Below are 18,586 nucleotides of genomic sequence, written 5' to 3'. Positions count from 1 at the left end.
TTTCGCCACGGCATCGAGCAAACGCGATACTGTCTTGGGTTGGCTGACCAACCGACACTGGGAGGGTAAATGGGCGCCTATCGGACTGTGGTGGTAGGAACCGATGGCTCGGACTCATCGATGCGTGCGGTAGAGAAGGCGGCGCAGATCGCCGGGCCGGACGCCAAGCTGATCGTGGCCTCGGCGTACTTGCCGCAACATGAGGACGCCCGGGCCGCCGACGCCCTCCGGGACGAAAGCTACAAGGTTTCGGGCACTGCGCCGATCTACGCGATTTTGCGCGACGCCAAGGACCGCGCCCAGGCCGCCGGCGCGCAAAACATCGACGAGCGCCCGATCGTGGGGGCGCCGGTCGATGCCCTGGTCCACCTCGCTGAGGAAGAGCAGGCCGACCTGCTCGTGGTCGGCAACGTCGGCCTGAGCACCATCGCCGGCCGGCTGCTGGGATCGGTGCCGGCCAACGTCTCGCGACGGGCCAAGACCGACGTCCTGATCGTGCACACCACGACGTAGCGCCCTCCCGCGGGGTGCGGCTCTACCAGCCCCGCGCGCGCCACTCGCTCAGGTGGGGGCGTTCGGCACCCAAAACCGTGTCGTCGCCGTGGCCGGGGTAGATGACCGTCGAGTCGTCGTAGACGTCGAAGACCCGGGTGGTGACGTCGTCGAGCAACTGATCGAAATCGCCGGGCTGCCATGTCTTGCCGACGCCCCCCGGGAACAGGCAGTCGCCGGTGAACAGCTGGGTGACCCCGCCGGTGGCGGGTCCGTCGAGGGCCAGCGCGATTGATCCGGGGGTGTGCCCGCGCAGGTGGATGACGTCGAAGCTGAGCTCGCCGATCTGCACGGTGTCACCGCCCGCCAGCAAACGGTCCGGCGTGACCGGCAGCGCCTCGGCGTCGATTTCGTTGGCCGCGGTCGGCGCGCCGGTCGCCTTCGCCACGGCGTCCAGCGCCTGCCAGTGATCGAAGTGCTGATGGCTGGTCACGATCAGCGATACCTTCGGTGTGTTCTGCCGGATCAGGCTGATCAGGTCGTCGGCATCGTTGGCGGCGTCGATGAGCAGGGTTTCGCCCGTGGCGGAACATGTCACCAGATACGCATTGTTGTCCATGGGGCCCACCGACGCCTTTATGATCGTGGCGCCGGGTAGGGTCCGGCGGGCCGCGGTACCAGGGTCGACGTGTCCCGTGTAGGTGTCGACAAGCTTGTCAGTGGGGCCGTCCTGGGCAGTCATAGCGGCCACGTTACTGGTCACCCGCTGCTTGTCGGTATGGGCACATAGCATGGAATGCGCCGTGCGCAACCCCGACCCGGGATCGGCGTTGCGGCAACGGAGATGTAGCAGAGAGTTCCTGAGAGGGGCAGCGTTGGCTGACCGTCTGATCATCAAGGGCGCCCGCGAGCACAACCTGCGCGGCGTCGACCTCGACCTGCCCCGCGACGCGCTGATCGTCTTCACCGGTCTGTCGGGGTCGGGCAAATCGTCGCTGGCCTTCGACACGATTTTCGCCGAGGGCCAGCGGCGCTACGTGGAGTCCCTGTCGGCCTACGCCCGCCAGTTCCTCGGGCAGATGGACAAGCCGGACGTGGACTTCATCGAGGGCCTGTCCCCGGCGGTGTCCATCGACCAGAAATCCACCAACCGCAACCCGCGATCGACGGTCGGCACCATCACCGAGGTCTACGACTACCTGCGGTTGCTCTACGCCCGCGCGGGCACCCCGCACTGCCCGGTGTGTGGCGAGCGCATCGCCCGTCAGACGCCGCAGCAAATCGTCGACCAGGTGCTGGCGATGCCGGAGGGCACCCGGTTCCAGGTGCTCGCGCCGGTGGTGCGCACCCGCAAAGGCGAGTTCGCCGACCTGTTCGAGAAGCTCAACGCCCAGGGCTACAGCCGGGTCCGGGTCGACGGCGTCGTGCATCCGTTGACCGACCCGCCGAAGCTGAAGAAGCAGGAGAAGCACGACATCGAGGTGGTGGTGGACCGCCTCACCGTCAAGGCCAGCGCCAAGCAGCGGCTCACCGACTCGGTGGAGACCGCGCTGAACCTGGCCGACGGCATTGTGGTGCTGGAATTCGTCGATCACGAACACGACGCCCACAACCGCGAGCAGCGGTTCTCCGAGAAGCTGGCCTGTCCGAATGGGCACGCGCTGGCCGTCGACGACCTGGAGCCGCGGTCGTTCTCGTTCAACTCGCCCTACGGCGCCTGCCCCGAGTGCAGCGGCCTGGGCATCCGCAAGGAGGTCGACCCCGACCTGGTGGTGCCAGACCCCGAGCGCACCTTGGCCGAGGGCGCGGTGGCGCCGTGGTCGACGGGCCACACCGCGGAGTACTTCATCCGGATGATGGCCGGGCTCGGTGACGAGCTGGGCTTCGACGTCGACACCCCGTGGCGCAAGCTGCCGGCCAAGGCCCGCAAGGCGATCCTCGAGGGCTCCGACCATCAGGTGCACGTGCGCTACCGCAACCGGTACGGCCGGACCCGTTCGTACTACGCCGATTTCGAGGGCGTGCTGGCGTTCTTGCAGCGCAAGATGGCGCAGACCGAATCCGAGCAGATGAAGGAGCGCTACGAGGGCTTCATGCGCGACATCCCGTGCCCGGTCTGCGAGGGCACCCGGCTTAAGCCGGAGATCCTGGCGGTGTCGCTGAGCGCGGGCAATCGCGGCAAGAAGTCCATCGCCGAGGTGTGTGAGCTGTCGATCTCCGACTGCGCCGACTTCCTCAACACGCTCACGCTGGGTACCCGCGAGCAGGCGATCGCCGGGCAGGTGCTCAAGGAAATCCAGTCGCGGCTGGGCTTTTTGCTCGACGTCGGGCTGGAATACCTGTCGCTGTCCCGCGCGGCGGCCACGCTGTCCGGCGGTGAGGCGCAACGCATTCGGCTGGCCACCCAGATCGGGTCCGGTCTGGTCGGCGTGCTCTACGTGCTCGACGAGCCGTCCATCGGGCTGCATCAGCGCGACAACCGTCGCCTCATCGAAACCCTCACTCGCCTCAGGGGTTTGGGCAACACGCTGATCGTCGTCGAGCACGACGAGGACACCATTGCGCACGCCGACTGGATCGTGGACATCGGCCCGCGGGCCGGCGAGCACGGCGGCCAGATCGTGCACAGCGGCACCTACAGCGAGCTGCTGGCCAACAAGGACTCGATCACGGGCGCCTACCTGTCGGGCAAGGAAAGCATCGAGATGCCGGCGATCCGGCGTCCCGTCGACCGCCGGCGTCAGCTCACCGTCGTCGGCGCCCGTGAGCACAACCTGCGCGGCATCGACGTCTCGTTCCCGCTGGGCGTGCTCACGTCGGTGACCGGCGTCTCCGGTTCCGGCAAGTCGACTCTGGTCAACGACATCCTCGCGGCGGTGCTGGCCAATCGGCTCAACGGCGCCCGGCAGGTCCCGGGTCGCCACACCCGGGTCACCGGGCTGGACCACCTGGACAAGCTGGTGCGGGTGGATCAGTCGCCGATCGGCCGCACGCCGCGGTCCAACCCGGCCACCTACACCGGGGTGTTCGACAAGATCCGCACCCTGTTCGCCGCCACCACCGAGGCCAAAGTGCGTGGCTACCAACCGGGCCGGTTCTCGTTCAACGTCAAGGGCGGCCGCTGCGAAGCGTGCACCGGTGACGGCACCATCAAGATCGAGATGAACTTCCTGCCCGACGTGTACGTGCCGTGCGAGGTGTGTCAGGGCGCCCGCTACAACAGGGAAACGCTCGAGGTGCACTACAAGGGCAAGACCATCTCCGAGGTGCTGGACATGTCCATCGAGGAGGCGGCGGAGTTCTTCGAGCCGATCACCGGCATCCACCGCTACCTGCGCACCCTGGTCGACGTCGGCCTCGGTTATGTGCGGCTCGGCCAGCCCGCGCCGACGCTGTCCGGCGGCGAGGCGCAGCGCGTCAAGCTGGCCGCCGAACTGCAGAAGCGCTCCACTGGCCGCACCGTCTACATCCTCGACGAGCCGACCACCGGGCTGCATTTCGACGACATCCGCAAGCTGCTCAAGGTCATCAACGGCCTTGTCGACAAAGGCAATACGGTCATCGTCATCGAACACAACCTGGACGTGATCAAGACCTCGGACTGGATCGTCGACATGGGGCCAGAAGGCGGCGCCGAGGGCGGAACCGTTGTCGCGGAAGGCACTCCGGAGGACGTCGCGGCGGTGCCGGAGAGCTACACCGGCAAGTTCCTCGCCGAGGTCATCGGGCGCAGCGCGCCGCCGGCGAGCGCTCCCGCGCGCCGGTCGACCCGGCGCCGCAAAGCCACCGCCTGAGCCCGCTTTCGCGATCAAGACGGGTCCTTCTACGCCGGGGTCGGCATCGCCCACCTCGACAGCGCGTGCGGCTACGCGGCGTTCACGCTCATGGCGCGGGGGATGGTCGTATTGACGGTCGAGTTAAAGGTCAACCTGCTCGCTCCCGCCGTTGGCGATCGTCCGCGCGCCCGCGGCGAGGCCGTGCGCCCCGGTCGCGACCTCACGGTCTGCCGGGGCGATGCCTATGCCATCAGCGGAGGCGCGACGCCAAACACGTGGCCACCATCCTCGCTACGATGACCGCCATCGCACGACCCGAGTAGCGTTGCCGGGCAAGGCATCTGGAAAACCCCTCAACGGCGACGCAGTCCGTCGCCCTCACGCGTCGCCGTCCGGTCGCATCGACTCGCGGATCTGGGCCAGCCGCTCGGCCGCCGCGCGCCGGCGTTCGTCGTACTCGGCCTCGACCGACCGTCCCTCGGGTGACTCCGCATCGAGTTCGGCGGAACCTTGTGCCGTCGCGTACCGGGCCTCGATCTTGTCGCGCACGGACTCGAAGGTCGGCACACCGTCGTCGTCGTATCCGTCGTCGGCGGTGCCCTTGGCGCTGGGTTCGTCGGGCATGCCGCCACGTTACTGCGCGGCGCGGCCGAAATCGGCAACGCGCGTTGTCAGTTGATTTGGGGGCAATATGTTCGTATCGGCTTGCGACGGATTGGTCGCTGCGCGTTGCATTTCCGGTGCTCTGGCCCCGACCGGCGTTAACCGTAAATCCGTTGCGGTCGCGGGTTACTGAACAGTAGCTGACGCATCCGCCAAATCCCATGCGCCGGTGAACAAGCGCCGTCGAAAATTTCCGCCCGCGCTGCGCGGCTGCCATTAGCTAGTTATGCCACAATCTCCTTGGTTATTTGTCGCGAGTCGAATTGAGAAACGATTCAAGGCGCGTTCAAGAAATAGTGCGTATCGCACGGTTAATAGTGGAGGAAACCCATGGAAGCGGCTCAGCTCGAAGCAAGCCTGTTTGATGCCCCGCGGTCGGACATTGCGTCCGGCTGGCGCGATCACGCGACGGGATGTTGGGTCGTCGCCTCCACGCCCAGGGCGGAGCCCGCGCTGTGGAATCAATACCTCGAAGGCGCACAGCAGAGCTATCGCCGGCACGGGTTGGATTGGGTGCTCGACGTGGACGCCATCCAGGACGGTGCGGACACGGCGCTGTTCTTCGCCGCGCTGGATCCGCAGGGGCGCGTGGTCGGGGGCACCCGCGTCGTGGGGCCATTGCGTACGCCGGAGGATTCCCACGCCCTGGTGGAGTGGAAAGGCAGCCCCGGCCTTTCCCTGTTGCGTCATATGATCGCCAACCGGCTTCCGTTTGGCGTCGTGGAGGTGAAAAGCGCCTGGGCCAATTCCCGCGAATATGGCAATCAGTCGCTTTCCCGGGTATTGGCCCGCACGGCGCTGCCGACGATGACGCTACTGGGCGCTCAATTTGTGATGGCTACCGCGGCGGCCCATGTGCTGGAGCAGTGGCAATCCTCCGGGGGCGTCGTGGCCGCACGCGTTCCGGCGGCGGCCTATCCGAATGAAAACTACCGGACCAAAGTGATGTGGTGGGATCGTCGCACCCTTTCCGCCCATGCCGAGCCCGGACAATTCAAGCTGATGTGCGCGGAGAACGCCGAAATCCTTAGCCGCTTTTCGGCATTGGAAGAGCTGACGTCGTGACGAGGCGGTTCCGGTTGGCCGCGAAAGTGTTCTAGGGTCGAGTCGTGTCGCTCGCCGAGTCCAAACGTGACGTGGCCGCTTTGCCGTTGGCTCCGAAAAACCCGCTTCCGTATCGCGAGCGACTTAAGGCGATCAGGGAATTTCACACCGGCACGAACAAACTGCGCGATGTTGGCGGGCCTGTCACCCGGGTGACCTTAGGGCCTCGGTGGTTGATCCCGCCGATCGTATTGGCGACATCCCCGCAAGGAATCCGCGACATCGTCAGTGTGAGAGACGGTTCGGTCGATAAGACCAGCACGGTGGCCACCGAGCTTCGCCGGCTGCTCGGCGGAAACCTGTTCGTCTTACCGCACAGCGAGTGGCTGCCGCGGCGACGCACCCTGCAACCGGTGTTTACCCGGCAGCGTGTCCGTCAGTTCGGTGGGCACATGGCCGAGGCGGCGGAGGTCGTCTGCAGCAAGTGGCACGAGGGCACCGAGATCGATCTGGATGAGCAGTGCCGCACGCTGACATTGCGGGCGTTGGGGCGCTCGGTGTTGGGCTTGGACCTCGATGAGCGCTCCGACGCCATCGCTGAGCCGCTGCGCGTGGCGACGAGCTACGCGGTGAGGCGTGCGCTGCGGCCGATCCGCGCACCCGAGTGGATGCCGACCCCTGCGCGGAGGCACGCCCGGCGCGCCGCCGGAGCGATTCGTCAGCTGGCTGACGAGATTCTGCAAGCGTGCCGTGCCGATGACGACAGAGAGGCTCCGCTGGTTCATGCGCTGATCGCAGCCACTGATCCGGAAACCGGGAAAGCATTGTCGGACGACGAGATCCGTGATGAGTTGATCATCTTTCTGTTCGCCGGTCACGACACCACGGCGACGACCTTGACCTACGCGCTGTGGGCGCTGGGCCGCCATCCCGACTTCCAGGAGCGGGTCGCGGCCGAAGCCGCCGCGCTCGGTGACGGCCAGCTCACTCCCGACGACGTTGCACGGCTGGGCTTTACGGTCCAGGTACTGCAGGAAGCGCTGCGATTGTGCCCGCCGGGGCCGACCGGAACCCGGATGGCGTCCCGCGATGTAGAGGTCGGTGGCTATCGCGTTAAAGCCGGCACCATGCTCGCATTCGGACGAATGGCGGTACAGACAGATCCGGCCTTATGGGATGAAGCGCTCCGGTTCGATCCCGACCGGTTCAGCCCCGGACACGCCGGCGATCGTGACCGTTGGCAATATCTTCCATTCGGAGGCGGGCCTCGCTCATGCATCGGAGACCACTTCGCAATGCTCGAAGCCACTCTGGCGTTGGCCACCATCGTTCGCCGCGTCGAAATTGATTCCCTTTCGGGCGACTTCCCGCTGGCAGTTCCGTTCACCATGGTCGCGGCCGCTCCGATCAGGGCCACGATTCGACTGCGTCACTGATCTTTATGCGGTTCCACGCCCGCGCGCCGCACCGAAGCTGGCTGGTGTCGTAGGGCGGGGTCTCGGACGGGCAGGTCGCTGCGAATGCCATCATTGCGGCTATGGCTTCTCGACACGCGCGATTTCGGTTCTTCTACCGGGTCGGCTTCACTCCGTGGGAAGGTCATCCGATCGGGCAGGGCCTGCGAGATCTGGTCGAGGGAGCCGGTGACACCGCGCCGCTGCCCGCCGGATCGGCCCTCGACGTGGGATGCGGCACCGGGGATTGCGCCATCTACCTCGCCCAGCACGGCTGGGACGTCACCGGGGTCGACTACGTCGAAAAGCCACTGAAAAAGGCGCGGGCCAAGGCCCGCACCGCCGACGTTGCGGTCGGATTTGTCCGCGCCGACGTCACGCAGCTGAGTGACTCCGGGATCGGGGCGGGCTTTCAGTTGATCGTCGACAACGGGTGTATCCACAACATGAGTGGCGGCGATCGCGAGGCCTACGTTCGGGAAGTTGGTGCCATCGCGGCACCCGACGCGCGGTTGTACATCGTCGCGTTCCCGCCTGGTGGCCGGCTCGGCGTACCGGGCATCGATCATGCTGAGGTCGAACGACGATTCGCGCCGGGCTGGACGTTGTTGTCCACGGGTGACGAGCGGCAGCTCGACGAGAAAACCCCGACGTATTATTACTTGTTCCAGCGACGCGCCTAAGTCCCGATCGGTGGCGAGGTTCCGCGCGGCGCGGATCTAGATTGCGTTCTCGTCTCCCGTAGGCCCCGCGTCGGTCAAGTTCATCGGTATGACGCGTTGGGCGAGGAGCGACTCCATTGCGGCGCCGTCTAGCGGGCGAGAGAGCAGAAAGCCTTGTGCGCGATGGCAACCCAGGCTCAGCAGCGTCTTTGCCGCCGCCACGGTTTCGACTCCTTCGGCGATGACGTCGAGCCCGAAGGCGTCAGCCAGGGCCATGGTAGAGCGCACGATGGCCAAGTCACCGGGGTTGGTATCCACAGTGCGTACAAAACCTTGGTCGATCTTGAGTGAGTCGACGGGAAGGGACTTCAGGTACGTCAGCACACTGTAGCCGGTGCCGAAGTCGTCGATGGCGATCTGTACTCCGATGTCCTTCAACCCGAACAGCGTTTTGCGTGTTGCGTCGATGTCTTGGACGACAACGCTTTCGGTGATCTCCAGACAGACGGTACTGGGATCGAGGCCAAATTCGTCGAGCGTGGCCGTGACCGTGCCAACGATACCGTCTGTGACGAGCTGCACCGGCGACACGTTGACCCGTAGTACCGCGCCTAGTCCGACGCCGCGTGATTGCCAGAGGCCGAATTGCGCACACGCCGAACGCATGACGAGACGGCCGAGTCTGGCGCCCAAGTTGATCGATTCCACAACCTGGATGAACGAGTCGGGCATTAACAACCCAAGTGTTGGGTGTTGCCAACGGATCAGCGCCTCGGCACCGAGGATGTCGCCGGTCCGCATGTCGAACTCCGGGAGGTAATGCAACACGAGGGCGCCACCACCGCTGTCGATCATCCCTTCCAGGTGCAGTTCGATGTCGTTGCGGATCATGTCAGTTGTCGACATGTCCGGGCTGAAAGTTGCGACCTTGCTGCCGCCCGAGCCCTTGGCCGACCGGGTGGCTTGGTCGACGCGGCGCAACAGGTCCGAGGTGCTGTCCTGGCCGGGATGACCGGTTGCGATGCCGAGACTCACGGTGCGACTGAGCATCTCACCATCGATCGCAATCTGTCTATGGACTCGGCTGTGCAGCGCCTGAGCAAACGCTTCGGCAGCCGGGACGTCCATGGCCGCGGCCGGCACGACGACAAACTCGTCACCGCCGAAGCGGGCGACGACCGTGGGGATACCCTCGGTGGCCTCACGTAATAGCGCTGCGAAGGCTTCGATGAATCGGTCACCGGCATTTTGGCCGAGGCGATCATTGATGACCTTGAAGCGGTCCAGGGCAAGGAACACCACCGAGACCGGACCCGGTTGTCCGTCACCGAGCCGATCGTCGAGATATGCGATGAGCGCCCTGCGGTTCAGCAGCCCGGTGAGTTCGTCATGCTCGGCCAGGTAGTGGATTTGCTCCTCGGCGACGACGCGTGCCTGCAACTGCGCGAATAGGGCGGCGATCGCCTGCAGCGCGTTCAGCTCGTCCGGTAGCCATTCTCGGTCCCCGACCTTGCCGAAAGCGAGCGTCCCGGTTGTCACGTCGCCAGACAGCAGCGGCACGGCGGCAAGGGAGACAGCGCCCCAACCGGTGCCCTCGTCGATATTGCGTTGGTAGTCGGCGTTGGCTGGCGCGGGACGCACGACTTGGGGTGCCTTAAGGCTTTCGGCCTGCGCGAAAACCGAGTCGGCGTCGGCGAAATAGACGACACCGATCGGGTCGGGATCGGCGTTGCGTGCCGGCCACTCCGCAACGAGCACCGTGGCGCGGATCGTGTGATCGTTGTGGCGCAGGAAGCTGAAGTCCACGCCCAATTCGTGAACCAGGTCGTGGAGCACCTGTTGACTGATCGCGGCGGCGTCCGCCGCGGTGGCCGCCATCAGCTGTGCGGCCGCAGCGGTAACGAGATAGTCCGTACCCGACATTACCGTTACCGTAGCTGCATCAGGTGTGCGGTGGCGATTTCGCGTGCGACGTCACGAATCCGTGTGCGAAACGGATTCGGCGTCCCTCGGTGGTCCAGCAACGAAACGCTCAACTGAACACCCGGGCACGATCAAGACTGCGGCGGCTCGGTACCGATGTGGGCGGCCCGACGGCGAACCGGAGTACCAGCACCGGCGATTGCTCGGACGGTATGCCAGCTAATGCTTGGAACTCGCGCTGCAATAGGCTGAGTTCATCGGCGAACTCGGATGACAGCTCGTCAAATTCGGTCCGGTCGCGGGCGTACAGGAAGACAGGCGAGACCGGCTGGACCGAGAGCCCGTGCCGCTGGGCGATGATCCAGACCAGCTCGACGGCCGCTCCTCCCTGGGCGTAGTCGCAAAGATCGCGTCCGGGCACGGTGATCACGGCCAGTGCGGAACTGGCCGATATTCGGTCGTAAGTGTCTTCGCCGAGCGCGCTGCCGGCATCCCATTCGGCCAGGCGGGTCATGACGTCGGCGCGGCGCAGGATGTCGAGCATCGCCAGATCGCCAGCGCCGAGTTCGAGGCTGCGTACGTCGATGCCGGTGTCGGGGTCCGCATCGCCGGGCCAGCGCAGTTCCGAGACCATCTCTTTGTGTAACTGCGGTGTTAGGTACCGGGTACGGTCGGAAGCGGCCAGAAGTGTTGCCGCACGGGAGATGTCGCCTCTTTCAGTGAGAAGGTGGAGCTGCGCGCCTTCCCGCTGTGCGGCATTGACTAGCGCCTCGATGGCGACGGTGTCGATCGGTTGGGGGCTTCCGTGGTGCCGGTTGGTTTCGCGTTCGAGCATCGGTTGATATAGGTCAGCGAGGCCGGGGTCGGTGCCGTCGCTCAACTTCAGGGTGGCGCGCAACGGCGATCCGTTGGCGTCGTGCGCGAGGCTGACCTGTCCCAGCACGTGGTGAGAGGCCGCGGCGATTCTAGCGTTCATCAGGGCGGCTCCGACGGCGACGGCGCTTCCCCGAAACCCGACGTCCATTGTCGAAGTGTGTTGTGCGGCAATGTCGATTGTGATCTCCGCCGGTGCGGCATGGATGCACCACGGCTGGACGTTTCCTCCCGACGGCGCGCGGATCGCCGCCGTGGCGATGACTCCGGGCATCCCGGGTAGTTCCGGCGCTTGGCGATCGTCTACCGGCACGGGCTGGCCCCGAGCCATGTCGGGTTCATCAAGTTGGTCGAGCGCCCAGCCGATATCGATGCGAGTGCGGCCCGAACACAACGCCTCGCCGAGCCCGATCCTGCGCACGCCCTCGGCCAAGGCAGACGCGCCCAGTATGACGTCGGAAGCCACCTGCGGCCAGGTCGACACCGTGCGGTCGATCTCTAGCAGTGAGGCGGCCGTGCGCGGTGAAAGCCGTTCGGCCTCAAGGTGACGCAGGATGTGGGGCACCTTGTCGCGGCTGCTCATGCCGGGCAGCAGCCCGACGTCCAGGTCGCCGAGTAGACCATGCAGAATTGGGCGCTGCGGTTCTTGGTCGAAGCGCTCCACATCGATCAGACCGCGGTCACTGGTAGCCATCAAAACTGGAATACGGCGAGCGCGGGCGCCTTCCCGCAACACCGCCTTCATGTCCAGCGAATCGCATTCTTCGATCACGATGTCGAGTCCCTCGAGGAACGTGTCGACGGTAGCGAAGCTGAGCCCGGCGTCAAACACCTCGACCGGGAGATACGGGTCGAGTTCGGCGATCCGGCGCGCTGCCACACGAGCTTTGTTGACGCCGAGGTCGAACACGCTGGCCGGCACCCGATTCAGGTTTGATAGCTCAAGCTGATCAAAGTCGGCCAGCCGAAGGCGGCCACACAATCCCTGGGCGGCAAGGGTGTGCGCGATGACATGCCCGACGCTAAGCCCGGCCACGCCGATCCGGAGTGCGCCCAACCGATCCTGTTCCGTCGGAGTGATGTTGTTGCGGTTGCGGTCCAGACGAACCGCGCGGTAGCCGCGCGGGCCCAGGACGGCCACGACGGCGCGCCTCCAGGGGTAGTAGGCCCATCGCCCAGGCTCCGCGAGGAGGTCAGGGCGCGGGCCGGGCCGAAGGCTTCTCAGGCAGGCGACCTGTGCGTCGAGCCGGTCGATAAATTCTACGCCGGGGTCGGCCTGGAGTCGCCGCAACGCCGCATCGCCGTCAGGCGCATCGGCGTTGAGAATCTGCGCGGAGTAAGCGGATACGGCGGACTCATCCATGGTGCTTCGTGTATAGCACCCAGGCGGCGAGCCCGACCGGGTTTGACCCGCTTTCCGTCGCGCAACCTCGCGGCTGTCGGCGATCTCACACTTGGTGACGACTTGATTCGCGGGGTGCCGCTTCGTCGAGGAATTGGCCATGCCGGATGAGGTTGGTGACGGCTGCATCCCAACGTCGCAATTGCGGTTCGGTAAAGAAGGACTCCCGCAGATATAGCTCGATGTACGGATGCAGAATGATCGCACCGACGCGCAGGATCAGCGGGTTGAGGGCGGCCCAATCGGGATCGAGGTCAGGATGAGGCCTGCCCCACCGGGAGAACTCCTCGCGCTGGCCCGCGCTGATGCCCAAAAGCCCGGTGAAGATGACGGATCCGAAGGCGCCGCCCTCTGCGAGCGCGCGCCCGAGGTAGGTCATGAGATCGGGTCGTGCGGCCATCAAGGAAGTCAGCCGGCGACCGGCCTCGTCGAGCCCGTCGGAGGGCGCCTCGGGAAGCGCCGTCGGTTCCAACGCGTCGCCAACCACCTGCAGCACGTACTGATTGACGGCAGCAGTGAGCGCTTCCTTGGTGCGAAAGTGGTGCTGCACCAGCCCAATCGAAACCTCCGCGGCCTCTGCGATCGCGCGCAGCGTCGTTGCGGCGATGCCGCGAACAGCAAAGCAGCTCAGCGCGGCGTCGCGAATCCGCTCCTTGGCCGAGGGTTCTGTCGGAGGGGGCGGGTCGTACGGAAACAGCCGGGTGGATCCCACGGCCGGACAATACACCCGCACCGCATCTCCATATGTAAATATCGGATTACCGTATTTGCGTATCGATTCCGGCGTTTTCGTTCGCTCGAGGGCTGTAGGTCGCCGGGAGGTCCCACGAGGCTATCGCGACTGCCGTTCGAGATACCGGACCATCTGGTGCCAGTACACCAGCGTCAGCGCCATCTGCACGGCGACCGCGCTCAGCGCCGGCCGCAACCGATGGCGACGGGCGGCGAGCACCGCGCCCAACGCGGCGGCCGACGTCGCCCCGCTGACCACCGTCGCCGCATCGCGGGGGCGACGGCTGATCCACAGCTCCTCGCCCAGCATCGCCCGGGTCGACCAGGCGCGGTGATGCGCGGGCTTGCCGAAAACGAACGGGTTCACGGCCAGCCACAGCGCAATCCACACCGCGTGGCTCCGTTTCCGCGTCCATGGCGGGACGAGAATCAACGGCGTGCTCGCCCACCGGGTCCACGCACTCCACGGGTGGCAGTGCCGCGCGAAGACCGCACGCCGAACGCGCGCAACGGATAACACCCGCTACCGCATCGCGGTGCGGGAACGTTCGGCCGGGACGACGACCGGGGCACCGGCGCCCGGCGCGGAGGGTGCCGGCAGCGGCGTGCGCGAAATACCCGGCGTACCCAGCGCGCCGGCCAGCCAGGGCAGCGCCGTCGCGAACACCCGGTCCGCGAACGGCCAATCGTGTCGGCCGGGCTGCGGAACGACGGCGCAGTCGATGCCGTTGGCGCGGCCGAGCGCGCACAGCGAATAGGCGGCCGCGGTCTGATTGGCGGGGTTGGCGGCCGCCTCGCGCCCGGCCACCCGGATGGCGCCGGTGTCGGTCAGCTGGATGTCCCGGCGCGCCGCCGGCGGACCGTCCGAGGAAATCGCGAACCAGCCGGCCACGTCGCGGTACGCCCCGTGCCGATTGATCACCGTCGACGGATCGAAAGCCGCCCAGGCGTCGGCGTTTCCGCCGAACAGCCGGGCGATGGTCTGGGCCTTGTTGCCGGCGTTGGGGAAGAAGTCGCCGGCGACATCGACGAACGCGCTGAACATGTCGGGATGCATGACGGTCAAGTCCACGGCGCAGGTCCCGCCCATAGACCAGCCCGCCACGCCCCAGTTGGACCGGAACGGGCTGACGCCGAACGCCGAAACCATGTAGGGCACGACGTCTTTGGTGAGATGGTCGGCCGCGTTGCCCCGGACCCCGTTGACGCATTCGGTGTCGTTGTTGAAGGCGCCGCCGGAGTCCACGAACACGAACACCGGCGCCTTGCCGCCGTGCGCGGCCGCGAAGTCATCGATCGTCTTGACCGCGTTGCCCGCCCGCGTCCAGTCCGCCGGGGTGTTGAACTGCCCGCCGATCATCATCACGGTCGGCAGCGGCGGCGGTGGGGACGTGGCGAACCACTCGGGCGGCAGGTAGACGAGCTCGCCGCGGTGTTTGAAGTGCGACCCGTCCGAGGGGATCGCGACGGGCACAACGGTGCCGTGCGGGGGCCGGGTTCCCTTGGCGGCCATCGCGGTAACGGTCGCCTGATCGGTCTGGTCGGGCAGCGGACCGGACGTCAGCTGGCTCCACGCGGACTGGACGGTGGGGAAGTAGCCCACCCACAGGTTGAGCACCAGCGCCGCGCTGAGCAAGCACAACGGCACGGACAGCACCGCCGCGCCACGCCGCCAGCCCCGCGCGCTGCCCCAACCCAGAACCAGCACCGCGGCCGCCATCCCCGTCAGCGCGATCCACACCCACAGCGCCGTCGGCGCCGGCTCCTCGGAGAGCCCATGGTCGACGATGTACCAGCGCGTCAGGTAGGCCACGGCGGCGCCGCAAAGCGCGGCCGCCGGCATCCGCCCCGTGCGCCAGCGTCGCGACCGCCAGCCGACCGCCACCGTCAGCACGACGGCGGCCAGCACCTGGATCGTCGTCGGCACCCAGCCATGCATCAGCGAGGTGTGACTAAAGGCCAGGAACTGCGCGGGCGCACCGTTCGTCGAGGCTGTCACGTGAGTCATTGTGATCTATTGTTTACCGGCCTGGAACCTATTTACCTAATGTTCGCCGACGACGGACGAACGGTTGCTGACCTCGCTCAATGGGGCTTGGCCAGCGGGAACGGCAGCGTCTCGCGGATGCTGCGGCCCGTTATGAGCATGACGAGGCGATCGACGCCCATTCCCAGCCCACCGGTGGGCGGCATCGCGTATTCCATCGCTTGCAAGAAGTCCTCGTCGAGCTCCATCGCCTCGGGATCCCCACCCGCGGCCAACAGCGACTGCTCCTGCAGGCGGCGGCGCTGTTCCACCGGATCGGTGAGCTCGCTGTAGGCGGTGGCCAGCTCGACACCCCACGCCACCAGGTCCCACCGCTCGGCGACGCCGGGCTCGCTGCGGTGCGGCCGGGTCAGGGGTGACACCGAGGTCGGGAAGTCGACATAGAACGTCGGTTCCTCGGTCCGGTCCTCGACCAGGTGCTCATACAGCTCCAGCACCACCGCGCCGGCGTCCCAGTGGGCCCGATACGGAATGCGCGCGGCGTCGGACAGCTTGCGCAGGGTGGGCAGCGGCGTGGCCGGGTCGATGTGCTCGCCGAGCGCCTCGGAGACGGCGTCGTACACGGTCTTGACCGCCCACACGCCGGAGATGTCGACCGGTTCGAGGCGGCCACTGGTGCCCTGGCCGCCTGGGCGCAGGACGGTCTGCTCGCCGTGGGCGGCCTGGGCGGCGTTCTGGATCAGCTCGCGGCATCCGTCGATCCAGACCTTGTAGTCGGCGTGCGCTTGGTAGGCCTCCAGCAAGGTGAACTCCGGGTTGTGGCTGAAGTCCACACCTTCGTTGCGGAAGGCCCGACCCAACTCGAAGACCCGCTCGACGCCCCCGACGCACAAACGTTTGAGATAGAGCTCCGGTGCGATCCGCAGGAACAGGTCCATGTCGTAGGTGTTGATGTGCGTGACGAACGGCCGGGCGGTGGCGCCGCCGTGGATCTGCTGCAGGATCGGGGTCTCGACTTCGATGAATCCGTTGGCGAACAGCGTCTGGCGCACCGAGCGCAACACTTCGCTGCGCGCGGTGATCAGCTCACGCGACTCGGGATTGACCGCGAGGTCGACGTAGCGGGTCCGCACCCGGGCCTCCGGGTCGGTCAACCCCTTCCACTTGTTGGGCAACGGCCGCAGGCACTTGCCGATCATCCGCCAGTCGCCGACGATCAGCGAGCGGGTGCCCTTCTTGGAAAAGCCCATGTGCCCGGACACCTCGACCAGGTCGCCGAGGTCGATCGCCGCCGTGAAGTCGGCCGTTCGCCCGCGCTGTAATTGCGAGTTGTCCAGCAGCACTTGCATTTCCCCCGACCAGTCACGCAGCTGGGCGAACAGCACTCCGCCGAAGTCACGGATCCGCAGTATCCGGCCGGAGACCGTGATCGTCTCGCGGTCGTCGGCGTCGAGCGCCGCGACGACGGTGTGGCTGGGCGGGCGGCCCACCGGGTACGCGTCGATGCCGTTGCGCCGCAACACCTTCAGCTTGGCCAGGCGTACCCGAACCTGCTCGGGCAGCCGGGATCTCGCCTCTTCTTCGTCGGCCGACTCCTGGCGTCGCTGCAGCCCGCTGACGTCGGGCGCGCTGCCGTCGTGGTGCAGCAGCCCGGACTCGGCCAGCCTGGCGGGGACGGCCGGGTGATGGCCGGTATGTGGTTTGCGCCGGCCGAACGGCATGACGAGGAAGCCCTCGGCGAGGGCCGAGGCGACGCCGACCCGCGGGATCAGGCGGGCGTCCTCGTAGCAGGCGTAGCGCGGCACCCAGTCGGGCTGGTACTTCATGTTGGAGCGATACAGCGTCTCCAGCTGCCACCACCGCGAGAAGAACAGCAAAAACCCGCGCCACAGCCGGGCGACGGGGCCCGCGCCCAGCTGGGCGCCCTGTTCGAACGCCGAGCGGAACATCGCGAAGTTCAGTGAAATACGGGTGATGCCAAGGGTTTCCGCGTTGAGGGCAAGATCGCTGACCATCAGCTCGATGGTGCCGTTGGGGGACTGCGGCGATCGGCGCATCAGGTCCAGGGAGACACCGGTGGTTCCCCACGGGACCAGCGACAGCATCGCGACGACGGCGCCGTCCCGGTCCAGCGCCTCGACCAGCAGGCAATCCCCGTCGGCGGGATCACCGAGCCGGCCCAGCGCCATGGAAAAGCCACGTTCGGTTTGGGTGTCGCGCCAGGCGTCGGCGCGGGTGATGGTGTCGGCCATCTCCTCGGCGCCGATGTCGCGGTGCCGCCGGATCCGCACGGTCAGCCCCGCCCGGCGGGCCCGGGTCACGGCCTGGCGGACGCCGCGCATATCGGGACCGGACAGCTTGAAGTCGGCGGTCCGCAGGATGGCCTCGTCGCCGAGCTCCAGCGCGTTCAGGCCGGCTTCGCGATATGTCCGCGCGCCCTGGGTGCTGGCGCCCATCACGCCCGGCGCCCAGCCGTAGGTCTGGCACAGGCCCAGCCAGGCGTCGGCGGCCTGCGACCACGCCCGGGGATCGCCGATCGGGTCGCCGCTGGCCAGGCAGACGCCGACCTCGACCCGGTAGGTGATGGCGGCCCGCCCGCTCTGGGCGAAGACCACCGACTTGTCGCGGCGGGTGGCGAAGTACCCCAAGGAGTCGTTCTTGCCGTACAACTCGAGCAGCCCGCGGATGGCCGATTCGTCCTCACCGGTCAGCGCGTTTTCGGCGCGTTGAGACTGAAACAGCACGATCGTCGCCATGATCAGCGCGAGCGCGCCGAACAGACCGAACAGCGCGTTGAGGAAGACATGCGGCCGGCCGGTGAACAGGTCCGGATCCGCAAGCGCGAATCCGACCACCCGGTTGGCCACGTACGGCAGGCGGTCCTGGCGGGCCAGCGTTCCGGGGAACAACTCGACCAGGCCCCAGGACACCAGGATCCCCACGACGTCCCCGGCCACCAGCACACCGGCCGCTTTGACCAGCGCGCCCTTGCGGACCTTGGCCCAGAACTCCCGATAGGACAGCACCAGCAGCACGATCGCGACGATGTGCAGCGCGAACCCGAGGTTCTCGCCGAAGATCTCCGCGGCGGTGTTGTCCCCGGCGGCGATATCGGCGGCGTTCAGGCCGGCGGCCAGAATCATGTTGCCCAGCAACAGCAGCCAAGCGATCCGCTTGCGCGCGGTCAGGGCCGCGGCCAACAAGGCCAACACAAAAGACCACGCGATGCTGGTGTCGGGGAAGTTGAACAGGTAGTCGTTGATGAACTCGCGCGGCACCTTGATCAGGTAACGGATCAACGGGGACACGCTGCCCAGCAGCGACACGGTGGCGATGACACCCACGGTCCATCCGGCCGCCGCGGGCACCCAGCGATACCGCGAGTTCGACCGGCTACGGGGCCCCAAGCGCGGCCCCGAACGGGGACCTGAACGAGGAGAAGCGAGAGTCACAGACCGCGAGGATATGCCCTCAATCCGTGAAAAGCTTGCCGAAGCGCTAAGAGTGGCGGGGACGAGTTTGCCCTCGTTTTTCGGGCCCGGTTGGTGGCCGGTGCAGGCCCGTCGATCGGCCGAAGT

At 66.7% G+C, this 18,586-nt stretch carries 14 protein-coding genes; 6 read left to right on the top strand and 8 right to left on the bottom strand.

The window, feature by feature from the left end; genetic code table 11:
* Positions 1-69: 69 nt before the first annotated feature.
* Positions 70-513, top strand: a complete 444-nt coding sequence (locus G6N26_RS06180) for a universal stress protein (RefSeq protein ID WP_009954226.1) — start codon at positions 70-72, stop codon at positions 511-513.
* Between the two features lie 22 nt (positions 514-535).
* On the opposite strand, the gene G6N26_RS06175 is transcribed toward G6N26_RS06180, so the two are convergent.
* Positions 536-1,234, bottom strand: coding sequence for an MBL fold metallo-hydrolase (locus tag G6N26_RS06175; protein WP_083016065.1), 699 nt, complete (start codon positions 1,232-1,234; stop codon positions 536-538).
* Between the two features lie 133 nt (positions 1,235-1,367).
* Here G6N26_RS06175 and uvrA point away from each other — a divergent pair, with 133 nt between their 5' ends.
* Both uvrA and G6N26_RS26520 read left to right on the top strand, forming a co-directional pair.
* Positions 1,368-4,286 (top strand): excinuclease ABC subunit UvrA, encoded by a 2,919-nt coding sequence (gene uvrA / locus G6N26_RS06170; protein WP_067174334.1) that lies wholly within the window; start codon positions 1,368-1,370, stop codon positions 4,284-4,286.
* A gap of 45 nt (positions 4,287-4,331) precedes the next feature.
* A complete protein-coding gene (locus G6N26_RS26520) occupies positions 4,332-4,568 on the top strand; it encodes a PaaI family thioesterase (RefSeq protein ID WP_083016061.1) in 237 nt (78 codons plus the stop codon).
* 78 nt (positions 4,569-4,646) lie between these two features.
* Here G6N26_RS26520 and G6N26_RS06160 read toward each other — a convergent pair whose 3' ends face one another.
* Positions 4,647-4,892 (bottom strand): hypothetical protein, encoded by a 246-nt coding sequence (locus G6N26_RS06160; RefSeq protein ID WP_067174333.1) that lies wholly within the window; start codon positions 4,890-4,892, stop codon positions 4,647-4,649.
* 369 nt (positions 4,893-5,261) lie between these two features.
* On the opposite strand from G6N26_RS06160, the gene G6N26_RS06155 reads away from it, so the two are divergent.
* The 3 genes from G6N26_RS06155 to G6N26_RS06145 all read left to right on the top strand — a co-directional run bounded on the left by G6N26_RS06155 (position 5,262) and on the right by G6N26_RS06145 (position 8,112).
* Positions 5,262-5,996 (top strand): hypothetical protein, encoded by a 735-nt coding sequence (locus G6N26_RS06155; RefSeq protein ID WP_067174330.1) that lies wholly within the window; start codon positions 5,262-5,264, stop codon positions 5,994-5,996.
* 44 nt (positions 5,997-6,040) lie between these two features.
* The gene (locus tag G6N26_RS06150; protein WP_083016058.1) at positions 6,041-7,411 is read left to right on the top strand and encodes a cytochrome P450; all 1,371 of its coding nucleotides are present in this window, start codon (positions 6,041-6,043) and stop codon (positions 7,409-7,411) included.
* A 101-nt stretch (positions 7,412-7,512) separates the two neighbouring features.
* Positions 7,513-8,112 (top strand): class I SAM-dependent methyltransferase, encoded by a 600-nt coding sequence (locus G6N26_RS06145; protein WP_067174321.1) that lies wholly within the window; start codon positions 7,513-7,515, stop codon positions 8,110-8,112.
* 36 nt (positions 8,113-8,148) lie between these two features.
* Here the strand turns inward: G6N26_RS06145 and G6N26_RS06140 are convergent, their stop codons facing one another.
* From G6N26_RS06140 to lysX, 6 genes are all read right to left on the bottom strand, one after another.
* The gene (locus G6N26_RS06140; protein WP_067174317.1) at positions 8,149-10,014 is read right to left on the bottom strand and encodes a putative bifunctional diguanylate cyclase/phosphodiesterase; all 1,866 of its coding nucleotides are present in this window, start codon (positions 10,012-10,014) and stop codon (positions 8,149-8,151) included.
* A gap of 109 nt (positions 10,015-10,123) precedes the next feature.
* Positions 10,124-12,250, bottom strand: a complete 2,127-nt coding sequence (locus tag G6N26_RS06135; RefSeq protein WP_083016055.1) for an Rv1355c family protein — start codon at positions 12,248-12,250, stop codon at positions 10,124-10,126.
* Between the two features lie 85 nt (positions 12,251-12,335).
* Positions 12,336-13,001, bottom strand: a complete 666-nt coding sequence (locus G6N26_RS06130) for a TetR/AcrR family transcriptional regulator (protein ID WP_067174310.1) — start codon at positions 12,999-13,001, stop codon at positions 12,336-12,338.
* A gap of 120 nt (positions 13,002-13,121) precedes the next feature.
* Positions 13,122-13,541, bottom strand: coding sequence for a DUF6653 family protein (locus G6N26_RS06125; protein WP_179960296.1), 420 nt, complete (start codon positions 13,539-13,541; stop codon positions 13,122-13,124).
* A gap of 3 nt (positions 13,542-13,544) precedes the next feature.
* A complete protein-coding gene (locus tag G6N26_RS06120; protein WP_179960295.1) occupies positions 13,545-15,029 on the bottom strand; it encodes an alpha/beta hydrolase in 1,485 nt (494 codons plus the stop codon).
* Positions 15,030-15,106: 77 nt separating this feature from the next.
* Positions 15,107-18,415 carry a bifunctional lysylphosphatidylglycerol synthetase/lysine--tRNA ligase LysX gene (lysX, locus tag G6N26_RS06115; protein WP_082991524.1) on the bottom strand — a complete coding sequence of 1,103 codons (3,309 nt, stop codon included), beginning with the start codon at positions 18,413-18,415 and terminating at the stop codon, positions 15,107-15,109.
* Positions 18,416-18,586 lie beyond the last annotated feature (171 nt).

The organism is Mycobacterium marseillense (assembly GCF_010731675.1).
Lineage (GTDB): Bacteria > Actinomycetota > Actinomycetes > Mycobacteriales > Mycobacteriaceae > Mycobacterium > Mycobacterium marseillense.
Note: the sequence above shows the minus strand (reverse complement) of the source record. Positions and strands in the feature narration are given on the sequence as shown.